Annotated in this window: 16 protein-coding genes; 9 read left to right on the top strand and 7 right to left on the bottom strand. The window is 45.4% G+C overall.

The features are described from left to right. Positions 1-85: 85 nt before the first annotated feature. The 4 genes from R7Q38_RS17305 (at position 86) to R7Q38_RS17290 (ending at position 6,555) form a co-directional block, all read left to right on the top strand. Positions 86-1,894 (top strand): AMP-dependent synthetase/ligase, encoded by a 1,809-nt coding sequence (locus R7Q38_RS17305; protein ID WP_033906039.1) that lies wholly within the window; start codon positions 86-88, stop codon positions 1,892-1,894. A 449-nt stretch (positions 1,895-2,343) separates the two neighbouring features. After that, entirely contained in the window at positions 2,344-4,068 is a 1,725-nt protein-coding gene (locus tag R7Q38_RS17300) for an acetolactate synthase 3 large subunit (RefSeq protein WP_005379695.1), read from the top strand. 1 nt (position 4,069) lies between these two features. Next, positions 4,070-4,564, top strand: coding sequence for an acetolactate synthase small subunit (ilvN, locus tag R7Q38_RS17295; protein ID WP_005379697.1), 495 nt, complete (start codon positions 4,070-4,072; stop codon positions 4,562-4,564). A 110-nt stretch (positions 4,565-4,674) separates the two neighbouring features. Next, the gene (locus R7Q38_RS17290) at positions 4,675-6,555 is read left to right on the top strand and encodes a GGDEF domain-containing protein (protein WP_206953635.1); all 1,881 of its coding nucleotides are present in this window, start codon (positions 4,675-4,677) and stop codon (positions 6,553-6,555) included. Positions 6,556-6,610: 55 nt separating this feature from the next. On the opposite strand, the gene R7Q38_RS17285 is transcribed toward R7Q38_RS17290, so the two are convergent. Together R7Q38_RS17285 and pykF are read right to left on the bottom strand one after the other, a co-directional pair. Then, a complete protein-coding gene (locus R7Q38_RS17285) occupies positions 6,611-7,297 on the bottom strand; it encodes a GntR family transcriptional regulator (RefSeq protein ID WP_080659233.1) in 687 nt (228 codons plus the stop codon). Positions 7,298-7,454: 157 nt separating this feature from the next. Then, a complete protein-coding gene (gene pykF, locus R7Q38_RS17280; RefSeq protein WP_005392243.1) occupies positions 7,455-8,867 on the bottom strand; it encodes a pyruvate kinase PykF in 1,413 nt (470 codons plus the stop codon). Positions 8,868-9,300: 433 nt separating this feature from the next. Here pykF and R7Q38_RS17275 point away from each other — a divergent pair, with 433 nt between their 5' ends. Both R7Q38_RS17275 and glmS read left to right on the top strand, forming a co-directional pair. Next, positions 9,301-10,062 carry a DeoR/GlpR family DNA-binding transcription regulator gene (locus tag R7Q38_RS17275; protein ID WP_005379701.1) on the top strand — a complete coding sequence of 254 codons (762 nt, stop codon included), beginning with the start codon at positions 9,301-9,303 and terminating at the stop codon, positions 10,060-10,062. A gap of 110 nt (positions 10,063-10,172) precedes the next feature. Continuing rightward, complete coding sequence (gene glmS, locus R7Q38_RS17270; protein ID WP_005379702.1) at positions 10,173-12,005, top strand: glutamine--fructose-6-phosphate transaminase (isomerizing); 1,833 nt, start codon at positions 10,173-10,175, stop codon at positions 12,003-12,005. 82 nt (positions 12,006-12,087) lie between these two features. Here the strand turns inward: glmS and R7Q38_RS17265 are convergent, their stop codons facing one another. Continuing rightward, positions 12,088-13,170, bottom strand: a complete 1,083-nt coding sequence (locus tag R7Q38_RS17265) for a glycerol dehydrogenase (protein WP_206953639.1) — start codon at positions 13,168-13,170, stop codon at positions 12,088-12,090. A gap of 353 nt (positions 13,171-13,523) precedes the next feature. On the opposite strand from R7Q38_RS17265, the gene dhaK reads away from it, so the two are divergent. The 3 genes from dhaK to ptsP are packed head-to-tail and all read left to right on the top strand — an operon-like array spanning position 13,524 to position 17,634. Continuing rightward, positions 13,524-14,582 (top strand): dihydroxyacetone kinase subunit DhaK, encoded by a 1,059-nt coding sequence (gene dhaK / locus R7Q38_RS17260; protein WP_137281689.1) that lies wholly within the window; start codon positions 13,524-13,526, stop codon positions 14,580-14,582. Between the two features lie 15 nt (positions 14,583-14,597). Further along, positions 14,598-15,233 (top strand): dihydroxyacetone kinase subunit DhaL, encoded by a 636-nt coding sequence (gene dhaL, locus R7Q38_RS17255; protein ID WP_005379705.1) that lies wholly within the window; start codon positions 14,598-14,600, stop codon positions 15,231-15,233. A 1-nt stretch (position 15,234) separates the two neighbouring features. Next, positions 15,235-17,634, top strand: a complete 2,400-nt coding sequence (gene ptsP / locus R7Q38_RS17250; protein ID WP_213893933.1) for a phosphoenolpyruvate--protein phosphotransferase — start codon at positions 15,235-15,237, stop codon at positions 17,632-17,634. 78 nt (positions 17,635-17,712) lie between these two features. Here ptsP and dhaR read toward each other — a convergent pair whose 3' ends face one another. The 4 genes from dhaR to R7Q38_RS17230 all read right to left on the bottom strand — a co-directional run bounded on the left by dhaR (position 17,713) and on the right by R7Q38_RS17230 (position 23,613). Continuing rightward, the gene (gene dhaR / locus R7Q38_RS17245; RefSeq protein ID WP_213898403.1) at positions 17,713-19,638 is read right to left on the bottom strand and encodes a dihydroxyacetone kinase operon transcriptional regulator DhaR; all 1,926 of its coding nucleotides are present in this window, start codon (positions 19,636-19,638) and stop codon (positions 17,713-17,715) included. A gap of 145 nt (positions 19,639-19,783) precedes the next feature. Then, complete coding sequence (locus R7Q38_RS17240) at positions 19,784-20,314, bottom strand: MltR family transcriptional regulator (RefSeq protein WP_005379708.1); 531 nt, start codon at positions 20,312-20,314, stop codon at positions 19,784-19,786. Positions 20,315-20,400: 86 nt separating this feature from the next. Next, positions 20,401-21,549, bottom strand: coding sequence for a mannitol-1-phosphate 5-dehydrogenase (locus R7Q38_RS17235; RefSeq protein ID WP_262635642.1), 1,149 nt, complete (start codon positions 21,547-21,549; stop codon positions 20,401-20,403). Positions 21,550-21,660: 111 nt separating this feature from the next. After that, positions 21,661-23,613: a PTS mannitol transporter subunit IICBA gene (locus R7Q38_RS17230; protein WP_262635641.1), complete on the bottom strand. Its 1,953-nt coding sequence runs from the start codon at positions 23,611-23,613 to the stop codon at positions 21,661-21,663. Between the last annotated feature and the right edge of the window lie 465 nt (positions 23,614-24,078).

Raw genomic sequence — 24,078 nt, 5'->3', positions numbered from 1 at the left:
ACTGGTCAGTTGCGTTTTAGCAAGCCGTGAGTACACTTGTTCGCTCAATTAGCTTACGCCTGTAAGCCAAAAGGTAAGTAAAAGAATGGCCAAGTTAGATTTTCATATCGTTAAACGTATTCGTGAACAAATTGCGAACGGTGGTACACGCGTTGCACTCAAGCATAAAGTGGGTGAGGAGTGGCAAGGTATTACGTGGACGCAATTTGGTCAGCAAGTTGATGCTTTATCACTTGCACTTTTGGCTCAGGGATTAGGAGTCCAAGATAAGATCGGCATTTTCTCGAACAACATGCCGCAATGGACGATCGCTGATATCGCAGCACTGCAATTACGCAGCGTGACAGTACCTATTTACCCAACCAATACTGCCGCCCAGTCGGCGTACATCATTAACAATGCAGACGTCAAAGTTCTGTTTGTTGGTGAACAGCCTCAATTTGATGCAGCAGTGAGCATTTTCGACCAGTGCGAACAGTTAGAGCTCATTGTTGCGATGTCTGATGATATAGAACTTGGCGATCATGATTTCGTTATCTCTTGGCAAGCATTTGTTGCCAAAGGCGACACTACATATCAAGTTGAATTGGATGCGCGTTTAGATCAGGCAAAAGAAGATGATCTACTCACGCTCATCTACACCTCGGGTACAACAGGCCAGCCAAAAGGCGTTATGTTGGACTACGCAAACATTGCGGCGCAATTGGAAGGGCACGATCAGCGCTTGAGCCTTTCTCAAAGTGACGTGTCATTATGTTTCCTTCCGTTGTCACACGTATTTGAGCGCGCTTGGACCTTTTATGTATTGTACAAAGGGGCGACCAACTGCTATTTGCAAGACACCATGCAAGTACGTGATGCACTGAGCCAGGTGCGACCTACCGTGATGTGTGCCGTACCGCGTTTCTATGAGAAGATCTTCTCTGCGATTCACGAGAAAGTGTCTCGCGCGCCGATTCACCGTAAGATCATGTTTACTTGGGCAGTCAACATGGGCGCAAAAATGGCCGCTTGTCATCAAGAAAAACGTCAGCCATCGCTCTTGCTGCGTAAGTCATACGCTTTGGCGGATAAGTTGGTTCTGAGCAAACTGCGTGCGCTACTTGGCGGGCAAATCAACTTTATGCCTTGTGGCGGTGCAAAGTTGGATGAAACCATCGGTCGATTCTTCCATGCGATTGGTATCAACGTTAAGTTGGGCTACGGCATGACTGAAACCACGGCGACAGTATCGTGTTGGGATGATAAATGTTTTAACCCCGACTCTATTGGTATGTCGATGCCTGGCGCACAGGTTAAGATCGGCGAAAACAACGAGATTCTGGTTCGTGGTCCAATGGTGATGCGTGGCTATTACAAAATGCCAGAAGAGACGGAAAAGACCTTTGATGAGCACGGTTTCCTAAAAACGGGCGACGCTGGTTACATTGATGAAAATGGCAACTTGTTCATCACCGATCGTATCAAAGAGTTGATGAAAACTTCAGGTGGTAAATACATCGCTCCACAAATGATTGAAGGTGCGATTGGTAAAGACCACTTCATCGAGCAAATCGCAGTCATTGCGGATACTCGTAAGTTTGTTTCTGCGCTTATCGTGCCTTGTTATGACTCGCTAGAAGAGTACGCGAAAGAGCTGAATATCAAATATCACGATCGCGTTGAGTTGATTAAGCACCACCAGGTGGTCGAAATGCTTGAGAAGCGTGTGAACGATCTTCAAAAAGAGTTGGCAAAGTTTGAACAAGTGAAGAAGTTTAAACTGTTACCAAGAGCTTTCTCTATGGATGATGGTGAGTTAACGCCAACTCAAAAACTTCGTCGTAAAGTCATCAATGACAAATACCAAGATGAAATTGAAGAAATGTATAAGGAAAAGTCGGATAAAAAGTAACTTAAGCTGACTTAGATTTTATATTGATGAAAAAATCCCCAGTGATGTGATCGCGCATTGCTGGGGATTTTTGTTTGTATTGATTTTTTCTGTTTTTCTCGTCAAATAACGCTATTTCGCACCCTATAGCTAAAAGCTTATGAAATAATGTTCTTTTTTTGAGCGTTAACTTTTTAGGTTGTACTGTGAAATAGGAGATGTGTGGCTGCTATTCCTACTAACATTCTAATTACTAGTATCTTGTTTAAAAAGTAGATCAATCTCTCATTAGACCCTTTGATAATAAAACGTTACATTTGTTGGGTAACCTTGCGGGATGTTATGACGAACGCAAGACATAGCCGAAAACGTGGAAGTATTTCGATTAGGCTACGAATAAGACCTAGACTATGTAAAACCAGACCAATCCGTTGACCTTACGGTGAGGAAACTGGCTAAGGAGAGCAATTATGACAGCAATGTTGTCAGGCGCAGAGATGGTGGTTCAATCTCTGATAGAAGAGCACGTAGAGCAGATCTTTGGCTACCCAGGTGGCTCTGTTTTGGATATCTACGATGCACTGCATGCCAAAACCGATCAAATCAAACACGTACTTGTAAGGCATGAGCAAGCCGCCACTCATATGGCAGATGGTTACGCTCGAGCTACCGGTAAACCGGGTGTCGTACTTGTGTGCTCGGGGCCGGGCGCGACCAATACCATTACTGGTATTGCCACGGCTTATATGGACTCTATCCCAATGATCGTTATCTCGGGTAACGTACCGAATAGCCTAATTGGTAATGATGCTTTCCAAGAGTGTGACATCGTCGGTGTCTCCCGCCCAGTGGTCAAACACAGCTTTTTAGTAAAAAAAGCGGAAGATATTCCTGAAACAATCAAAAAAGCGTTTTATATCGCGACTACAGGTCGACCTGGTCCAGTTGTGATTGATTTGCCAAAAGATGTAATGAACCCGCAAATCAAACTGCCTTATCAATATCCAGAAACGCTTTCAATGCGCTCTTACAAGCCGACAACTTCGGGCCATAAAGGCCAGATTAAAAAAGCGCTTAAATCGCTATTAGAAGCGAAAAAACCAGTGCTTTATATCGGTGGTGGTGCGGTGATTTCTGGCGCCCATGAACATATTTTAGAGCTTTCCGACAAACTGAACCTACCCGTTGTGAGTACTTTGATGGGCTTGGGGGCATTCCCGGGTACACATAAAAACTCACTGGGCATGTTGGGTATGCACGGCACTTACGAAGCTAATATGGCAATGCATGAAGCGGATCTTATTTTTGGTATCGGTGTGCGTTTTGATGACCGTACAACCAACAACCTTGAAAAGTACTGCCCAAACGCAAAAGTGATGCATATTGATATCGATCCGTCATCGATCTCGAAAAACGTGAAAGTGGATTTGCCGATCGTAGGTTCTGCGGAAAAAGTGCTGACAACCATGCTCGGGCTGCTTGCAGAGCAAGGTAGTGGAAATGATCAAGATGCTATCACCGCATGGTGGGACGACATTCAAGTATGGCGTGACCGCAACTGCTTGTCTTATGAAACGTCTCCAGAACGAATCAAGCCACAGCAAGTAATTGAAACGCTGCACAAGCTAACTAATGGTGACGCATATGTGGCGTCTGATGTGGGCCAGCATCAGATGTTTGCGGCGCTGTACTACCCATTCAATAAGCCGCGCCGTTGGATAAACTCTGGTGGTCTTGGCACCATGGGATTTGGTCTTCCGGCTGGCATGGGCGTGAAGTTTGCCATGCCACAAGAAGAGGTCGTGGTTGTGACTGGTGACGGCAGTATTCAGATGAATATTCAAGAATTGTCGACAGCCATGCAATACGACATTCCGGTGAAGATCATCAACCTGAACAACCGATTCTTAGGCATGGTAAAACAGTGGCAAGACATTATTTATCAAGGTCGTCACTCTAATTCTTACATGAGTTCTGTTCCTGACTTTGCAGCGATTGCAGAAGCTTATGGTCACGTCGGTATTCGTATCGAAACGCCTGATCAGCTCGAAGAAGGGCTACAAAAAGCGTTGGATATGAAAGATCGTCTGGTGTTTGTGGACATCAACGTAGACGAAACCGAACACGTATACCCGATGCAAATCAAAGGTGAGGGTATGGATAAAATGTGGCTAAGCAAAACGGAGAGAACTTAATATGAGACACATTATTTCATTGCTATTGGAAAACCAACCGGGTGCGTTGTCTCGTGTTGTTGGTTTGTTCTCTCAACGTGGTTACAACATTGAATCTTTGACGGTATCACCGACTGATGATGAAACCCTGTCGCGAATGAACATTACCACGACATCTGATGAGATGCAGTTGGAACAAATTCAGAAGCAGTTACACAAACTGATCGATGTGCTGAAAGTACAAGAAGTCACCGAGTATGAGCACATTGAGCGTGAACTGATGATGGTGAAAGTGAAAGCCAGTGGTTTTGCGCGAGCAGAAGTGAAGCGGACGGCAGACATCTTCCGTGGCCAGATCGTGGATGTCACGGCTTCCCAATACACCGTACAACTTGCGGGTACGAGTGAAAAGCTAGATGCCTTCATTCAAGCGATATCCGAAGTGACCGAAGTTGTCGAAGTTGCTCGCAGTGGTGTCGTTGGCATTGCGCGAGGAGAGCGAGCCCTCAAACCTTAACTCTCTGATTGCATATAGAAAAGCCACTTAATCTAAGTGGCTTTTTTGTTTAGAAAATAACAATTAATGATATAATTGTCGTTTTAGTAAGCATGATAGGCATTAGACGTGTGAAAGTACCTAAGCGAGTCGGCACCTTATTGGCGACAGCACTATTTTTTAGTGCACTCACTGCCGCTTACTACTATCAGAAATATCTGACGTTGTTAGAAAACAATGTTGAGAACACCGCTCAAGAAGCGTTACATCAATTGGCCTATACTGGCCGTGAATACAGCAATATTCAGGATCAAATCGAAACGATCAGTGACCTACTTGGTCACAGCCAAAGTCTGTATGAATATCTGCGCCAACCTAACCGGGTGAACCGTTCCATCTTAGAAGACATGTGGATCTCGGTCGCAATCAATCAAAAGTTGTATAAGCAAATTCGCTTTCTTGATGTTTCTGGTCGAGAAAAAGTGAGGATTAATTATGAGATTGAAACAGGCGCTGCGTTGCCCGCGATCAAATTGCAAAATAAGTCAGAGCGAGATTACTTTCAATTCGCTAAGAACTTAGACGATGGCGAAATCGCTTCGTGGGGGATAGGTTTAGAACGAGAGTATGGCGAGTTAGTCTATCCCTATAGCCCGTCACTGCGTATTTTGATGCCTATTTCGCTTAACGGAAAGCGCGAAGGGTATCTTGTGCTTAATGTTGATATTGACTATTTATCCTCTCGACTCAACTATTCGTCAGTGCTTGATTTCCATATTGAGCTGATTAAGAGTGACGGATTTTACATTGATAGCCCTAAATCAGCTCGTTTGTATGGCCATATAATTCCCGCTCGCTCTCAATTTAATTTTGGCCGGATGTACCCAAACATTTGGCGTAGTTTAAATTCAAAAGATTCGGGCTATGCTTACAATGGTTCGAATTTGGTCGCGTATCGCACCATCCAGTTTGTTTCTAGCGAACCTCTTCATCTGGTTATTGATCTTACCAATGAGCAGTTATTATCCCGAGCTCAGAGGGATATTGATGACTTAATCCAAGAAGCGTTTTTTGTTCTAAGTTTGGTGCTCGGCTTCACTTTGCCGACGGCAGCCCTTGCTCTGCATTATCGGCGTCATAGTATGGAATCGAAGTTGGCTCGAGCTGCTCTTGATGGTATGACTGCGGTGATGATCTCGGATGCTTCACATAGAATCATCATGGTTAATCAAGAGTTTGAAAACATGATGGGTTACTCAACCAAGCATGCCCAAGGTTGGAGTGCACATCATTTAATTTTTCTACCTGAAGATCTCGAAGCAAACCTGAGTATCTGGAAAACACTGAAGAGTGAACACGTATGGGAAGGGGAGATTCGTTGTCGAACTAAGTTTAATCAAGTCTTTACTGCAATAATGCGTATTCAGGCGAATTTAACCAAATCAGGTAAAGTGAGTTATTACATTACGTCGCTGGTGGATATCTCTGGGCAAAAAGAGTTAGAAGAAAAATTACGAAACCTAAGCGAAAAAGATGGCTTGACGGGGTTGTGGAACCGCCGAAAATTTGAAGAGCAATTGGCGCAATATGCGGGGATTATTGAACGCTATCCTGATAGCCCTCCTGCTTGTTTGGCGTTGTTTGATATTGACCACTTTAAACGTATTAATGACGAGCTTGGCCACGACGAAGGAGACAAGGTGATTTGTAGTGTCGCAGAAACCCTCCTAGAAGAAGTCCGCAGCACAGACTTTGTATCTCGTGTCGGTGGTGAGGAATTTGCAGTGATTATGCCGCATACAACACTAGAAGAGGCTGAAATTGTATTGAACAGGCTACGTGTCGCGGTTCAAATGCGTAGTGATAGAGGCATTACTGTAAGTGCTGGGTATAGTGATTTAACCTCTGATCGTACAAGAACGTATAAATGTGCTGATATTGCTTTGTATGAGTCAAAAAGTGCAGGGCGTAACTGCGTATCGCTATGTCATAGTTATGATGATATTGCTTAGTGCTTTTACAAAAACGAAAAAACGGGGGATAGACCCCCGCTTTTTAGTCTCAGCGTTATTCGCTAGCCAGTATGCGACATTGGTTGTCGATGGCGGCTTCGATACACTGTATTGACTGTCTCAAATAACGCTCTAGATAACCTAAAGCATCCTGACTCTTTTTGTCTAGCGATGCCTTCATCAGTATTTCTTGCTCATCGAGATTACAGTGCCCAGGGTTCCCTGTGCCTAAAATCTGCATCGCGAAGTATTGGTAGCGTTTAATTTGCGTGAGTAGATCGCGGAAAAACCCAAACATATTGACAGAGCCAGCACCTTCAAACAGCGCAGTAAGAAACTGATTTTGGCGCTCTTCCCATTCCCTCCAACAAAAGCTTTCGCCAGGTTTTACTCGGGATAACTTGTGATAAGCAGTTAGTACATCCAGTTCCCATTTTTCATCGCCAATCATAATTGCCTTACTGAGTAAGCATGCGGAGACCATTTGCAGGCTTTCGTACAAGTCATGTAACTCATCTTTACATACAGGTGCAACCCAGCAGCCTTTTTGCGGCTCGAGTTTGACGTATTTGCTCCAAGATAATTGCACCAATGCTTCTCGAATGGGTGACGCTCCTACGTTGTACTTCTCTTTGAGTTCGGCAACCACGAGTTTTTGACCTGGTTTAAGCTCGCCATCGAGAATATCCTGACGGATCATTCTTAATACTTTGTCGGTAAGAGTGGGACTAGACACATACACCTCATAGAAACTTTAATCGTGACGATAAAATTAAACAGTACGAAATTCTGATAGAGGTGAATAATACAATTAGCCTATTATGAGAGCAAGAAAGCCATATAAAAAAGGAGGGCATAAGCCCTCCTTCTCAAGAAACTGAAGTGTTAAAAGTTCAGTCTTATAGTACGTGTACAGAAGCTGTGTTCGTAGTACCTGAAGCAACTAGAGCGCCAGAAACCATAACAACGATATCGCCTTTGTTACCTAGACCTGATTCTAGAGCAAGTTCTTTACCCGCTACGTAGAATGCGTCAGTGCTTTCGATTGAATCAACAACTACAGGAGTAACACCTTTAGTTAGAACTAGCTGTGCAGCAGTTTTCTTGTTAGTTGTTAGCGCTAGAATGTTTGCAGTTGGGAAGTACTTACGTACTGAACGTGCAGACTTACCGCCTTCAGTTGCAACAACGATAAGTGGAGCAGCTAGTTTCTCAGCTGTGTCTACTGCACCTTTACATACTGCTTCAGTGATGCGTAGGCGTGGGCTGTCTAGACGAGAACCTAGTTCAGCTTTTAGCGCTGAGTCAGTACGGTTCGCGATTTGAGCCATGATAGTTACCGCTTCAACAGGGTATTTACCTTTCGCCGTTTCACCAGAAAGCATTACTGCGTCAGTACCGTCCATTACCGCGTTAGCAACGTCGCCTGCTTCCGCACGAGTAGGACGTGGGTTGTTGATCATAGAATCAAGCATTTGAGTTGCTGTGATAACCATCTTACGTGCACGGTTACACTTCTCGATCATCATTTTCTGAGCGAAGATTACTTCTTCAGCTGGGATTTCAACACCTAGGTCGCCACGAGCAACCATGATGCCGTCAGAAAGTTCTAGGATCTCATCGAAGTTATCAACACCTTCTTGGTTTTCGATCTTAGAGATGATGTGGATGTTCTCGCCGCCGTTTGCAGCAAGTACTTCACGGATTTCTTGAACGTCAGACGCTTTACGGATGAAAGAAGCTGCTACGAAGTCAACGCCTTGCTCACAACCAAATTTAAGGTCGTTCTTATCTTTTTCAGATAGTGCAGGTAGGTTTACAGAAACGCCAGGAAGGTTAACACCTTTGTTTTCGCCTAGTGCACCGTTGTTAAGAACTTTACATTTAACTTCAGTTTCAGTCTTAGAGATAACTTCCATCTCGATTAGACCGTCGTCTACTAGGATAGTGTTACCTACGTTTAGGTCTGCTGCGAAACCAGCGTAAGTTACTGCAACTTTATCTTTGTTACCTACAACTGAAGTGTCAGTTGTGAAAGTGAATTCTTGACCTGCTACTAGATCAACATCGTTACCGCCTTCTAGCTTGATAGTGCGGATTTCTGGACCTTTAGTATCTAGAAGAATTGCTAGTGGTTTGCCAGTAGCTTCCATTACTTTACGGAAGTTCGCGATACGAGTGCCGTGTTCTTCGTAGTCACCGTGAGAGAAGTTAAGGCGCATTACGTTCATGCCTGCGTTAACTAGTTCAGTTAGCTTCTCTACAGATTCTGTTTTAGGGCCAATCGTACATACGATTTTGGTCTTTTTCATGGAAGATACTCTCCGGTAAGTATAGTTACAATTTGAAAGTCGGTTATTTACTCTGAAGTCAGGACGTTTTTGATGACATTTAGTACCTGTCACCCACCGATTTTTCGTCTCATTATTAGAACTTCAGATTCTGAAAGTCTTTCACCAAGTTTAGTCATTTTATGACTAAAAGATCGGCGATTTTGGTTACCTTTTTGTGACTAATCCCACTTTATATGCAGAAAGTTGCAAAAAAATAGCCTTCAATTCTGTAATTTTTTTTCTTTTCGGTGGCGAATTCTACCACTGAATGAATCCAATATCACTGTTTAAGAATTGTCTTAGGACAAGGTTTTATCGAGAAATATTAATTTTTTGGATCGAAATAAATGGACTTGAAAGTTTCGGTTTGACTATAATAAGTTTCACATCGAAACTTAAAATAAAAACTTAAATGTCGAAACGAAACACTCAATTAAGAAGACACGCCATTTCTAACTTGGTTTCTGAACTAGGAGAAGTCAGCGTTGATGAACTTGCTCAGAAATTCGAAACCTCAGAGGTCACGATTAGAAAGGATTTAGCTTCTTTAGAGAAAAACGGCCAACTTCTACGCCGCTATGGCGGTGCGATTGCTATCCCAAAGGAAGTCATTCACGAAGAATTGGGCGCTAATGTTTCGACTCGAAAGTTAAGCTTAGCAAAAGCAGCAGCATCATTGATTCGCGATCATAATCGCATCGTGATCGACAGTGGCAGCACGACTGCCGCGCTGATTCAACAGTTGAATGATAAACGTGGCTTAGTGGTCATGACCAACTCGTTGCATGTTGCTAACGCTCTTAATGAATTAGAGAGCGAACCGACACTGCTGATGACTGGCGGTACTTGGGATACGCACTCAGAGTCCTTTCAAGGCAAAGTAGCCGAATCTGTATTACGAGCTTACGACTTTGACCAACTATTCATCGGTGCGGATGGCATCGATCTCGAGCGTGGAACCACGACATTTAATGAATTGGTTGGCTTAAGTAAGGTAATGGCAGAAGCGTCACGTGAAGTGATCGTAATGATCGAGTCCGAAAAAATCGGCCGTAAGATCCCAAACTTAGAGCTCGCTTGGCATCAAGTTGATGTGTTGGTGACCGATGCAGATATCCAAGCAGAGCATAAAGTACAGATTGAACAACATGGCGTGAAAGTCATTTGCGCCTAATAATGTAATCAGTTTCATATTTCACTTCCCTCTGGATAAAGGCCTTTGCTTGCTGCCTCTATTTGAAATCATGGCTAGGGAAGGACAAAACTACAAACGGAGATAAACACATGTGTGGAATCGTAGGTGCAGTAGCACAACGAGATGTTGCAGAAATTTTGGTTGAAGGTCTACGCCGCTTAGAGTACCGCGGTTACGACTCTGCTGGCGTTGCGGTTGTTGATGGCGAATCAAACCTAACGCGCGTTCGTCGCTTGGGTAAAGTACAAGAATTGGCTGATGCAGTAGAAGAAGCAAAAGTGATCGGCGGAACTGGTATTGCGCACACTCGTTGGGCGACGCACGGTGAACCTTCTGAAATCAACGCTCACCCACACATGTCTGGTGATATCGCAGTGGTCCATAACGGCATCATCGAAAACCATGAAGAGCTGCGTGAGCTGCTTCAATCTCGTGGCTACGTGTTTGAATCGCAAACGGATACAGAAGTTATCGCACATATGGTTGAGTGGGAACTTCGTACTTCAGAAACGCTATTAGAAGCGGTACAAAAAACAGCAAAACAACTTGAAGGCGCATACGGCACGGTAGCGTTGGATCGCAAAGATCCTTCACGCATCGTAGTAGCGCGTTCAGGCAGCCCGATCGTGATCGGTTTTGGTGTAGGTGAAAACTTCCTAGCGTCTGACCAACTTGCATTACTTAACGTTACGCGCCGTTTCATGTACCTAGAAGAAGGTGACGTAGCAGAAATTACTCGCCGTGAAGTCACTGTGTTTGATGCAACGGGTGAGCCAGTTGAGCGTGAAATTGTTGAATCTAACGCAGAGCATGATGCAGGTGATAAAGGCCAATACCGTCACTTCATGCAAAAAGAAATCTATGAGCAACCTAAAGCGTTGATCAACACAATGGAAGGTCGTATCACGTCAGATTCTGTTGTGACAGACGCGATCGGTGTGCACGCGGCAGACATTCTAAGCAAAGTAGAACACGTACAAATCGTGGCGTGTGGTACGTCTTACAACGCAGGTATGACGGCACGTTACTGGTTTGAAGACATTGCAGGCGTTAGCTGTGATGTAGAAATTGCGTCTGAATTCCGTTACCGCAAGTTTGTGACTCGTCCAAACAGCCTATTGATTACGTTGTCTCAGTCTGGTGAAACCGCTGATACGCTAGCAGCACTTCGCCTAGCAAAAGAGAAAGGTTATATGGCGGCGATGACCATTTGTAACGTAGCAGGCTCTTCTCTGGTTCGTGAATCAGATTTTGCGTTCATGACTCGCGCTGGTGTTGAAATCGGTGTGGCTTCAACCAAAGCGTTCACGACTCAACTTTCTGCACTACTTATGTTGGTAACGGCACTAGGTAAAGAGCAAGGCCGCATCAGCAAAGAGAAAGAAAAAGAGATTGTTGAAGCGCTACACGCACTTCCTAAGCAAATCAACGCGGCACTTTCTTTCGAGAAAGAAATTGAAGCACTAGCAACGGATTTTGCAGACAAGCACCACACATTGTTCCTAGGCCGTGGCGAGTTCTACCCAATCGCGATGGAAGCGTCTCTAAAACTGAAAGAGATCTCGTACATCCACGCAGAAGCGTACGCGGCGGGTGAACTGAAACACGGTCCTCTGGCTCTAATTGATGCTGACATGCCAGTTGTTGTGGTTGCACCAAGCAACGACCTACTTGAAAAGCTAAAATCAAACGTTGAAGAAGTGCGTGCGCGTGGCGGCCTTCTATACGTATTCGCAGATGCAGACGCAGGCTTCGAAGGCGATGAAACAATGAAGATCATAACGATGCCTCACGTTAGTGAAATCACGGCGGCGATCTACTACACCATCCCAATGCAGTTACTGTCTTACTACGTAGCACTGATCAAAGGTACGGACGTAGACCAACCACGTAACCTGGCGAAAGCGGTGACGGTTGAGTAATTACGCTTAACAGCAAAAATCCAAGCGGCACATGCGAGAGTATGTGCCGCTTTTTTATTTAAGCCCACTTTAAGGGGGTGAGTTATTGACCCAACTGGTGAGCGGTTAGAATTGCAGAGTAGACATTTTCTGCCGTCACTGGGAATGGCATATTGTGGATGGTTTCTCCCTCGGCCGTTGAGGCTTCGGCGACCTCGCGCAACTTAGCGTGGTTAAGATCTTTAACGCCCATATCAAATAAGTTGGTTGGTAGACCTACAGAGCGGCAGAATGCAAGAACCGTATTAATCTCTTCCATCGCTGCGTTTTCTAGTACCAGCTGAACAAGTGTGCCGAACGCGACTTTCTCACCATGATAGAGATGATGACACTCTTCAAGCTTAGTTAGGCCGTTATGAATAGCGTGAGCACCCGCTAGACCACTGCTTTCAAAACCGATACCGCTTAGGTATGTATTGGCTTCAATAATGTTTTCTACCGCTTTGGTGCTCACACCATTTTCTACCGCAGCTTTTGCTTTTACACCATCTTCAAGCAAGGTTTCATAGCAAAGTTTCGCAAGCGCTTGTGCTGAACGCGTCGCTAACCCACCAGCCATTGTTGCCTTACCAGAAGTCATGTTGGCACGAGCTTCAAAGTAGGTGGAAAGCGCGTCGCCCATCCCCGATACAAGTAAGCGAACAGGGGCTTTGGCGATGACTGACGTATCCATGATGACCATGTCTGGGTTTTTAGGGATCATCAAATATTCTGCAAATTCACCTTCAGGTGTGTATATCACCGCAAGCGCTGAGGTTGGCGCATCAGTCGAGGCAATCGTAGGAACCACCACGACAGGAATTTTGGTGTAAAACGCAACAGCCTTTGCTGTATCTAACGTTTTACCACCACCAATACCGACAATGACATCGTGTTTTTGAGTGGCACAAATGTCCGTGATGCGTTCAATCTCAACGCGCGAACATTCGCCACCAAAAATGTTCATAGTGAGTGGAAGCTTTTCGTCAGCAAAACTTTGTTTGACGTCATCACCAACCAGGTTAGTCACGAACTCATCGGCAATTACTAACGGACGTTCACCCAATGTTTTCACATAGTGAGCGATAGATGTAAGTACTTGTTCACCTTGGACGTATTTGCTTGGGCTGATAATAATTTTGTCCATAATTCAAACCTTTAACCTTTTTTGTGTGTGTTTTGGAGTGCAATGAATATCCATTGTAGGGATAAGGTTTATATTAGGTTTGGTGTGGTAAGTGGTGAAGGATATCTCTGGTTTTGTTCCATGCTTTTATGACCTCTGTGTCAAACCGACTGTCAGAAGTAATAAGCATCAGCATGCTTTATGGCGACGATCACTATTCAGGAAAATTTGTCGTTTTTCGTTTCATATTGAAACAATAATGCCGAAGTTTTTGTTTCAATATGAAACAGATTGATTTTTGTTGAGCACGCTTTTTCTCTGTTTAAGATGAATTCATACCCTACATAAAAATATAAATGGAATGAGATAGAACGATGAAAAAGTTAATTAACCAAGTTGATGATGTTGTATTGCAGCAAATGGAAGGTCTGGCTTTATCTCGCCCAGAGCTAAAAGCGAACTACGAACCTCGTTACATGTGGCATGAGGAAACGCCGGGGCAAGTGGCATTGGTTTCTGGTGGTGGCTGTGGTCATGAACCTTTGCACGCAGGTTTTATTGGTAAAGGCATGCTGACAGGCGCCTGCCCAGGAGAGGTATTTACTTCACCTACACCTGATCAAATGTACGAATGTGGTAACCAAGTGAATACCGGTGAGGGCGTGCTGTTTATCATTAAAAACTACACCGGCGATGTGTTGAACTTTGAAACGGCCGTGGAGCTCCTTCATACCGATGGCATCAAAGTTGGGTCGGTGTTGGTGGATGACGATGTTGCAGTCAAAGACAGCCTGTATACCGCTGGTCGCCGTGGCGTCGCTGGAACGGTATTGGTTGAAAAGTTAGTTGGGGCTGCCGCGAGCAAAGGTTATTCGTTGGAGCAATGTGAAGCACTGGCTCGTCGCGTTAATAACCACTGTCGTTCATTTGGCGTGGCGCTTAACGCTTGTGTTGTACCCGCAGCAGGTAAACCATCTTTTGTTCTGGAAGATGGTGAAGTGGAGTTTGGTGTTGGTATCCATGGCGAACCAGGTATCAAGCGAGTGAAATACACCGATGTCGATACGTTAGTGGATGAAATGTTTGCTGAAGTTGCTGAAAACACACCTTATCAGCGCACATTGCGTAGTTGGAATCGTGACGAAGGTGAATGGGATGAAGTGGAATCCAGCATTGAGCCTTTCGCCGCTGAACACGACTACATCGTGATGGTGAATGGTATGGGTGGTACGCCAACTTCAGAGCTTTACGGAGTGTACCGTCGTCTGGCTCATAACTGCGAGCAAGCAGGGTTCCGTATCGTGCGTAATATGGTTGGTAACTTCTGTACGTCACTCGATATGGAAGGCGTTTCGATTACGTTGCTAAAGGCAGACAAAGAGATGTTGGAGCTGTTTGATGCTCCTGTCGATACGGCCGCGATCAAGTGGTAACAGGGGAGAGCAAACATGCAAATTGAAAAACAACATATCGTTCACTGGCTAGAGTTATGTGCAAAAACGTATCAAGAGAATCAAGATTTTCTGACCGACCTTGATCGTGATATTGGTGACGCCGACCACGGTCTCAATATGAACCGTGGCTTTAAAAAAGTTGCGGAAAAACTGCCGCAATTTGCGGACCAAAATATCGGCAGCATTCTCAAGAATACGGGTATGACCTTGCTTTCTAGTGTCGGTGGGGCAAGTGGCCCGCTGTATGGCACGCTGTTTATTCGTACGGCTGCCGCTGTCGGAACTCGAGAGCAATTAACGTTTGAAGAGTTAGTGGATGCACTAAAAAGCGGTGTGGATGGCGTGGTGTCTCGTGGTAAAGCAGAGCTGGGTGATAAAACCATGTGTGATGTTTGGTTACCCGTTTTAGTTAGCGTGAAGGCGTCGTTAGAAAATGGCATGAGCGCCGATCACTTACTTAATGAAATGGTTGAGCTAGCAGAAACGAACGCGGTTGCCACGATTGAAATGTTGGCGAAAAAAGGGCGAGCAAGCTATTTAGGTGAACGCAGTATTGGTCACCAAGATCCCGGTGCAACCTCTTCTTTGTTAATGATTAAAGCACTACAGCAGGCAATAGCAGGTAATTAAGATGGTGGGAATTGTAGTTGTATCTCATAGTCGTCGACTTGCCGAAGGGGTGGCAGAACTTGCCACCCAAATGACGCAAGGCAAAGCCAAGCTTGCGATTGCTGCTGGGATTGATGATCCAGAGAACCCGATCGGAACCGATGCCATTGCCGTGATGGAAGCGATTGAGCAGGTACAAGATCAACAAGGGGTTGTTGTGTTGATGGATCTTGGCAGCGCGTTGCTTAGCACGGAAATGGCTCTGGATCTGATTGATGATCATGTGAGGGAAAATGTCACCCTTATCTCGGCACCTATTGTTGAAGGAACCATGGCGGCGTCGGTGGCTGCCGCCGCCGGACTGCCTTTATCGACGGTAGTCGAAGAGGCACAGAATGCGTTAAGCGTAAAACAAGAGCACCTTGGTGATCAGCCACTAACATCCGCTGAGATAGCGCCAGTATCAGAGAGCTTTGAGCAAGAATGGACATTTGATTGGGTAGTGCAAAATCCGCATGGATTACATGCTCGTCCCGCTGCGGCCATTGTTGGTGCACTCGCGCCTTTTGACTGCCAATTATGGTTGAAAAAAGGCGAGCGCCGTGTGAACGCGAAAAGCTTAAACAGCATTGCGAAACTTGGCGTTCGTAGCCAAGAGACGATCACGCTGTGCGCACTCGGCTCTCAATCCAGTGAAGCAATCAAGGCATTTGAAGCCTTAGCTTATGAGCACTTCGGAGAAAAAGAGGCGGTTGAGCAAGGCATTATCGAACCTGAAGAAAGTTCAGATACTCTGCTCGATGGCATGGCCTCAAATCAGATTGAAGGTGCTGTTGTTGGTATTCGAGTCAATGACGGTATCGCTACTGCTCCTGCTGTCCTTTTTACTCATGAAATGCCAGCAGTGCCTGAACGTGATTTCCAAAGTGAACAAGATGAAATTGAACGGGTTAAGCGTGCGATAGGCGTGGTTGTTCAACATTTGCAGGAGCAAGCGAAGCAGCCGAAAGGGGAAATATTTGCTGCTCATAGCATGATGCTCAGTGACCCAGAATTATGGGCATCGGTCGAGTCGCGAATTCAAACGGGCATGATAGGCGAGCAAGCTTGGGTAGAATCACTGCAAACGTTGGCCGAAGAGTTTCGCCAGGCAGAAAGTCAGTACATGCGGGAACGCGAAGCAGATGTACATGATATCGCACGCCAAGTTATGGTCGAAATGACAGGCGTAACGCCTAATGCCATCGACATTCAGGAACCGAGTATTTTGTTGGCCCGCGACCTGATGCCTTCTGATGTGGCCGGGCTTGATAAATCGAAAGTGCTTGGTATCTGTTTGAGTGAGGGAGGGAAAACCTCTCACAGTACGATTCTTGCTCGTGCGATGGGGATTCCTGCCATCGTTAAAGCTCAGGGCTGCCTTGATGCTGTGCGTGCTGGTCAAGTGGTGACTATTGATGGCTTCCGAGGGCATTTATGGTTCTCTCCTTCAGATGCCGTACAGCAGGAATTAGAAGCTCAGCAAATTGAGTGGCAAAGCATCCGACAACGTGCATTAGCGAGTGCTCAGCAAGCCGCAGTCACCTGTGATGGTGTCCATATTCAAGTATTCGCCAATATTGGTGGACCGAAAGATATTGATGATGCACTAACATCGGGGGCTGAGGGCGTTGGTCTATTTCGGACTGAGTTTCTATTTCAAAACAGTGATGAGTTGCCGACTGAGGAAGCGCAATATCAAGTGTATCGTGATATTGCTGCCGCACTTGGTGATAAGCCACTTACGATTCGTAGTCTAGATGTTGGCGGTGACAAGCCTTTAGCCGCTTATCCTATGCCAGCAGAAGATAATCCATTTTTAGGTTTGAGAGGGGTGCGGTTGTGTCTTCAACATGAGTCATTGTTTACCGCTCAACTTCGAGCCATTCTGAGAGCCTTTCACGAGCAACCGAATATTCAATTGATGATACCGATGGTGGCTCAGGTTGAAGAAGTGAGAAAAGTAAAAGCGCTGTTGGCGCATCAAGCAAACCAACTCGGCTTGGATGCGACTCATTTGCCCGTTGGTATTATGATTGAGGTGCCAGCCGCAGTATTAAATGCTGATGCGTTAGCCCAAGAAGTCGACTTTTTCTCTATCGGCACCAATGATTTGACTCAATATGTTATGGCCGCCGATCGAGGTAACGCCGCTGTTGCTGAATTGGTGAACTACTTTGAACCATCGGTACTAAAAGCCATTGAGCTCACGTGTGCAGCAGGCGATCGCGCGGGTATACCGGTTAGTATGTGTGGTGAGATGGCTGGCGATCCAAATGCCACAGAAACATTGCTTCGCGTGGGGTTGCGAAAATTCAGCGCCAGTGCGAGTCTGCTACCGGGACTAAAAGCGCAGATTCGTCAGTTGTCTGTCGATGTTTAGTCGATATCTTATCGTTAGTACATCTGTACCGGCGTGCTTACGCCGGTTTTACTTTTTGTAGGAACGCCACTTCTTGGCTTAATACAGCTTCATTTGCTCCTGCAGCCCAAACTTATTAATTTTTCTCCATAAGGTAGTGCGGCCAATTTGCAATGCTTTCGCCATATCATGCATTTTGCCATCACACTGATTCCAAGCCTGAACGATAGCTCTTCTCTCGGCTTCTTCTAACGTGATTACTGGCGTATTTTCTGCGGTATGGCAAGAATTCAGTTTAATGTCTTCAGGAATATCGTTCAGCTTGATTAAGTTCGAACTGCGGTTCAGCAAAATTCGCTCAGTTCGGTTTCTTAATTCGGAGTTATTGCCTGACCAACGAAAATTCATCAACGCTTCCAGTGCGACTGGCTCTATCGAGATCGTCACATTGTGGCGGCGTTCGTAATGGCTGATAAGCTGCTGGACGAGAAATTCAATGTCTTCTTTACGCTTTCGTAGTGGTGGAATATGCAGCTCGTTCGAGGAGATTTCATAATAAAGTTGCCGACCAAATGAGCGCTGAGTGACATACTCGCTGATCTCTGAAGCGGTGCTGGTAATAAGTTGAAAATCTACGGGGATCAATCGCAAACTGTCGCTGCGGCTGACGAGCCCAGTTTTTAACAACTTAAGTAGCACGGCTTGTAAATCGGGTGACAGATATTCCACCTTTTCTAAAAAGAGCGTACCGCCATGGGCGAGCTCAAACTTTGAAGGCATGCCTTGCCCTTCGTCATACCCCAGGGTTTCTTTGACCAGTTGCTCTGTATTGATGGAGCGGCAGTTGAGCGTAATGAACGGCCCTTCTTTGTAGGTGCTTTCGTTATGAATCGCCATGGCGAGAGTGGCTTTTCCTACGCCTTCTTCACCTGTAATTAGAATCGGTGATTTGGACTTTATGGCCCGTTTTGCCACGGTAATGACATGCTTCATTTTTCGTGAAATGACGGGCAAAGTGCTGAACGTATAGCGCGCACTGCCACCTATTTGTTGTTGAGCAAGTTCGCGAATTTTATCGATAGGGTGCAAGAACAATAAGTGTGTGCCGTCGTTGAGTGGACGCAAGGTGATGATCGCTTCAACAAACTCGCCACGAACCTCTACCGTTGTGAGTTTACGGTTTATGCTCGCACCTGACTCAATACTAGTAAGGACATTCGGTGGGAAGCGTAAAACAGAAAAGACTTCTTTATCCAAGACCTGACTGGCTTCAATGTTTAACAAACGCTCGGACTGGTGATTTACCATGGTGATGCGATTTTCTTCATCCCACGCTAGAAGGCCGTCATCCATGCACTCTAACGTTGCGTTATGCGCACAAGTGAGGCGGTTCATGTTTTCTTGTTCCGACTGAATGTGGATTTGCAAGCTGACTTCTTTCGCGCTCGACGCGATGATGACTAAGTCTTCTTTCTTATAGCTTTCCGCTTTTCTGAAAAGGCATGTTGTACCGCGTAATTTGCCAAATTGGTCAAAAACAGGCGCCGCTACAGAGGCATAAGAGTGCAAGTGGCGATTGAAATGTTCGGCAGCAAAAACTTCACACGGGATATGAGTGTTGATACAGAGATTGACTGCATTTGTGCCTATCTTTCCTTCGGAGAGAAAACAGCCTTGTTTTATGCCGAGCGTTTGCATCTCTTGTCGCATAGAGTCGTGCCCGACGGTGGAGAGAATACAGCCGTTGCCATCGGTTACCATCAATACCAGGTCTTCGTCACCAAGCATATCGTACGTATCTTCAAGTACGGTCGTGGCGCATTCGATGAGATGTTCGTTGCGCTTCATTAGAGATGAGAAGGTAAATCCAGAGGCAATATGTGGTTTTGACCAGGTGTAAGGGCTGCATTGCTTTATGCAACGCTCCCACGACTCGAGGACGGGAGTGCGGGAAAATTCTGGAGATACCCAGTGGTGTTTCTGGAAAAACTCCCACTTAGTTTTAGTGTCTTCGATTGAAAGCATGCGATACCGTTTCAATACTAGCGATAGATTGGTCTGATGTTACAGAGACATCGGAATATGGACTGTGATGGCTTTCACGCACGTTGTATAGAAGAATGTGCAAAAAGAGGGGCGAGTTGAGGAGGCTTCCTTGCCAGTTTTTCGATTAAAAAGGGCTGTCTTTGCCGAGCTCATTGCAAATCTCGACAATGGCAAGTGAGAGCCCTGACTTAATGATTTGTTGTTGACGTTGCAGTTGTAGCTGATAAAACTCAAGGTCGATGTCGTCATCTGGTTCGCTGACTTCCAGTTGTACCATGCCCATTTTCTTCACCAAGTGCAGTTTCTTAATTGGTTCTAGAATATTCGGGTCAGTGAATTCGTAATCTGAAGCGTCACTATTGAGTTGGTTTTTGAGTTTGATGATGTCTTCGATGTCGTGGTAAATGTCATCGGGGAGCACTCCCAAGCCAAACAATAACTTCAAACGAACAGACAGATCGCCCAGTGGTCCAGAGTCTTGTAGCAGCGGACCGACAACCGATTGAACAGCGAAGTTATCTTTACGAAAGATTCTTTGCACCAACCCGTCGATCGAATCGTTAAAAACGTCGACTGCTGCAATGAAAAAGCCTCGTACCGATGGTGCGCTGTTTAATCGCTCAATGATCTCGGTTTCGTTGATGTTATCTGCCATATACTGAATACATTTCTAATTATTAGCTATCCCAACTCTTCAAGCAGAGAAGGACATAGAAGGGGAGCCGAGCTCCCCTAGGTAAATCAAAGTTGGTTGTAAAGTGTCTCGATTTGAGCCACTTCATCGCTGTCTTCTGCAAGACCTGTGTGTGTCGCTAGCGTCTTCTTCACTCCCACTTCTTTTAATGAGTTTTGTAGCTCTACGGCTTGTGGGTCAGTGTCGTTAGTGTACTTCAACGCAGCGGCAATGCCTTTCAAAAGTGTTTGATTTTCAGTGCCATACTCAATTGTACCGAGTAAAGGCTTCACTAATCTATCGTTTGCACCTAATTTACGAATTGGTTGACGACCTACGCGATCAACCTCATCCACTAAGTATGGGTTGGCAAAGCGTCCTAGAATCTTCTCGATGTAAGCATTGTGCATGTCACGGTCGAAGCCGTAACGTTTGATCAACACCTCACCACTCTCTTGCATCGCCTGTTTTACTTCAGCATGAATACTTGGGTCTTCAATCGCTTCACGAATTGTACGATGGCCTTTCAAGCAACCTAGGTAAGCGGTAATGCAGTGGCCTGTATTGAGAGTGAATAGCTTGCGTTCTACGAATGCCATTAGGTTGTTGGTTCTTTCCATGCCAGCTATGTCAGGGATTTCGCCCTTGAATTGCTGCTCATCCACAATCCATTCGCTAAAGCTCTCTACCGTCACTTCTAGTGGGTCATCGTTCGCTGCTTCTGCTGGTGGCACGATGCGGTCTACCGCTGAATCGACAAAGCCAACCAATTCGTCTGCTTTCGCGTGCAATGATTCATCCAAGTGTTTGTACACTTCACCTTTTAGGTGTGTGGTGCCACGAACCATGTTTTCACACGCGATGATGTTCAATGGCTTATCGTTACCTGCTGCAAAGCGCTTAGCTATGCCGGTAGCGATGGTTTTTGCAATGATGTCCAGTACGTTAGGGCCAACCGCTGTTGTGACCAAGTCGGTTTTTACAATGCGGTCAATGACATCTTCACTGGCTGAGTTTACCGCGGTGACGTGAGTTACTGTGTCGATTTGGCACTCAGTACCGACCACTTTTACTTTGTATTCTTGCTTGTGACTCAGTTGATCGACGAGTGGTGCGTCTACATCTGCAAATGTGACCTCGACTTCTGCATCTGCTAATAGTTTACCGATGAAGCCACGACCAATGTTACCTGCGCCAAAATGAACTGCGTTTTTCATAATTCTTACCTACCAATGTCTAAAATGTTGACTTACGAAACTAGGGGGAGGCCAACCGCATAGGGGGTGACAGCTGACCTCATTTGCCTCAGGAGCAAATTAAAGGGGTAATTAAGCCGCTTGTTGACAGCCAAGGATGTTCAGAATCTCTTCCACATCGTTGGTACTGGTTAGCTTCTCAATTGTCTCCGGCTCATCGAGCGCGTTCGTAATGGTGGTAATCACCTGGATGTGCTCATCGTTCTTAGCGGCAATGCCGATAACCAGTTTCGCTACATCATCGTCGTCTTCAGTAAATTGGATACCCGATGGGTATTGGCAGATTACAATGCCGGTTTTCTTCACGCGGTCTTTCGCTTCTACCGTGCCGTGAGGCACTGCGATAGATTCGCCTAGGTAAGTTGGAACCAATGCTTCACGCTCAAACATCGCGTCTACGTATTCTGGTTCTGCGTAGCCAAGTTCGACCAACTTGTTGCCCGCGAAGCGAATCGCTTCTTCTTTGTTGGCAGCTTTCAAACCTAGGTGAATGTTTTCACGCTGGATTTGGAACACCGACGTTTGCTGTGGCTCGAAGTTGTCGTCGTTTGCTGCCACGAGCGAAACTTTTACCATTTGGTCGTCATTGGCTGCGGATTGGTTTTGCGCTGCTAGTAGTTTGGTGACTAGCTGGTTGTACATCTCGCTGTCTAGGAAGTTAGTCAATGAAATGTGGTGTGCGTTTGGAGCATGCTTACGTGCACGATCCGTTAAGTCTTTATGAGTAATCACGATATCTGCACTCTCTGGTAAGCTGTTAATGGCAAGGTTGGTTACGTGGATGTTCAGACCTGCGTCTTGAACCTTTTTGCGTAGCATGCTCGCGCCCATTGCACTCGAGCCCATGCCCGCATCACAAGCGACAATGATGCTTTGTACTGTCGCTAGGTCTACGTCACCTTTGCTTTGGCTGTTTACCACCGCATCGTTTTTAGATGCAGATTTCATGTCTTTCATTTGTGATGTTGCTTTTTCTAGTGCTGCTTCATCACCGTCTTCTTCTGTGGACGTTTGTGTCTTCATTAGTAGTGCTGCTACCGCGAATGACACACCTGTTGCTGCTGCGATAGACGCTAGAACACCAACGATTGAGCCTTTCTGAGTCATCAACAAGATTGCAAAGATTGAACCTGGTGATGCTGGAGAAACGATACCTGCGTTAAAGATAGTTAGAACGAATACGCCAGTCATACCACCTGCGATAGCCGCAAGGATTAGGCGAGGGTTCATTAGGATGTATGGGAAGTAAATCTCGTGGATACCGCCGAAGAAGTGGATGATTGATGCACCACCTGCCGTTTGACGAGCCGTACCTTTACCAAACACCATGTAAGCTAGCAGGATACCTAGACCAGGACCTGGGTTTGCTTCGATTAGGAAGAAGATCGATTGACCTGTTTCAGACGCTTGTTGGATACCCAGTGGAGAGAAAATACCGTGGTTGATCGCATTGTTTAGGAACAGGATCTTCGCAGGTTCAACGAAGATTGAAGTCAGTGGTAGTAGGTGAGCAGAAACTAGGAAGTTAACGCCAGCCGCCAAGCCACCAGAAAGAATTTTTACGAATGGACCGATAAAGATGAAGGCAAGGATCGCACATAGCATGCCGATGATGCCCGCAGAGAAGTTGTTAACCAACATCTCGAAGCCACTTTTTACTTTACCATCGATGTAGTTATCGAATTTCTTGATAGCCCAGCCGCCCATTGGGCCGACCATCATTGCCCCCATAAACATTGGGATGTCTGTGCCGACAATCACACCCATTGTTGTGATTGCACCGACTACCGCACCACGATCGCCACCAACTAATTTACCACCGGTGTAACCGATAAGTAGTGGCAGCAAGTAGGTAATCATTGGGCCAACCATAGAGGCTAACGTTTCGTTTGGTAGCCATCCAGTTGGGATAAATAGAGCAGTGATAAAGCCCCACGCGATAAACGCGCCGATGTTTGGCATTACCATGTTTGACAGAAAACGACCAAAATTTTGTATCTTGATCTTGGCATCTGGTGATATCATAACAATTCCCCGTTCGATGTTCTGATGAATCTTGTTGTAGTAAACGGTTCGCCAAAACCGTTTGTTTGATTGCTTAGTACCCAATCAATTTACCACACATTTTCCAATTGGAACTGACAACGGGTTTTTCGTGATCTACGCCCGCATTTCTTAGGCCGAGAAACGGTTTTTAAGTGACCAAGTTCAACTTATTAACTTGTAACTTAATAACAAAAAGCAACTTTCAAACCTGTCAATAAAAATCTTAGTGATCAATCCGATCTTCTGACAAAATTAAAATCAAAATACTTTGTGACTTTGATCACTTTTGATTTTTTTTGAAATTCGAATTAAATGCTTGTGATGATCAATGTCACGTTTTGTGTTGAGTTGTGGTGGATTTAAAGTGTGACTTGGATCTGTTTTTGTTTTTTGTGAAAGTTTGTGACGGAATTGGTGAGATAAATGCTATCTAGATCTTTCGAT

The organism is Vibrio sp. Vb0598 (assembly GCF_033338935.1).
GTDB lineage: Bacteria > Pseudomonadota > Gammaproteobacteria > Enterobacterales > Vibrionaceae > Vibrio > Vibrio alginolyticus.
This window is presented reverse-complemented; position numbering and strand designations above follow the sequence as displayed.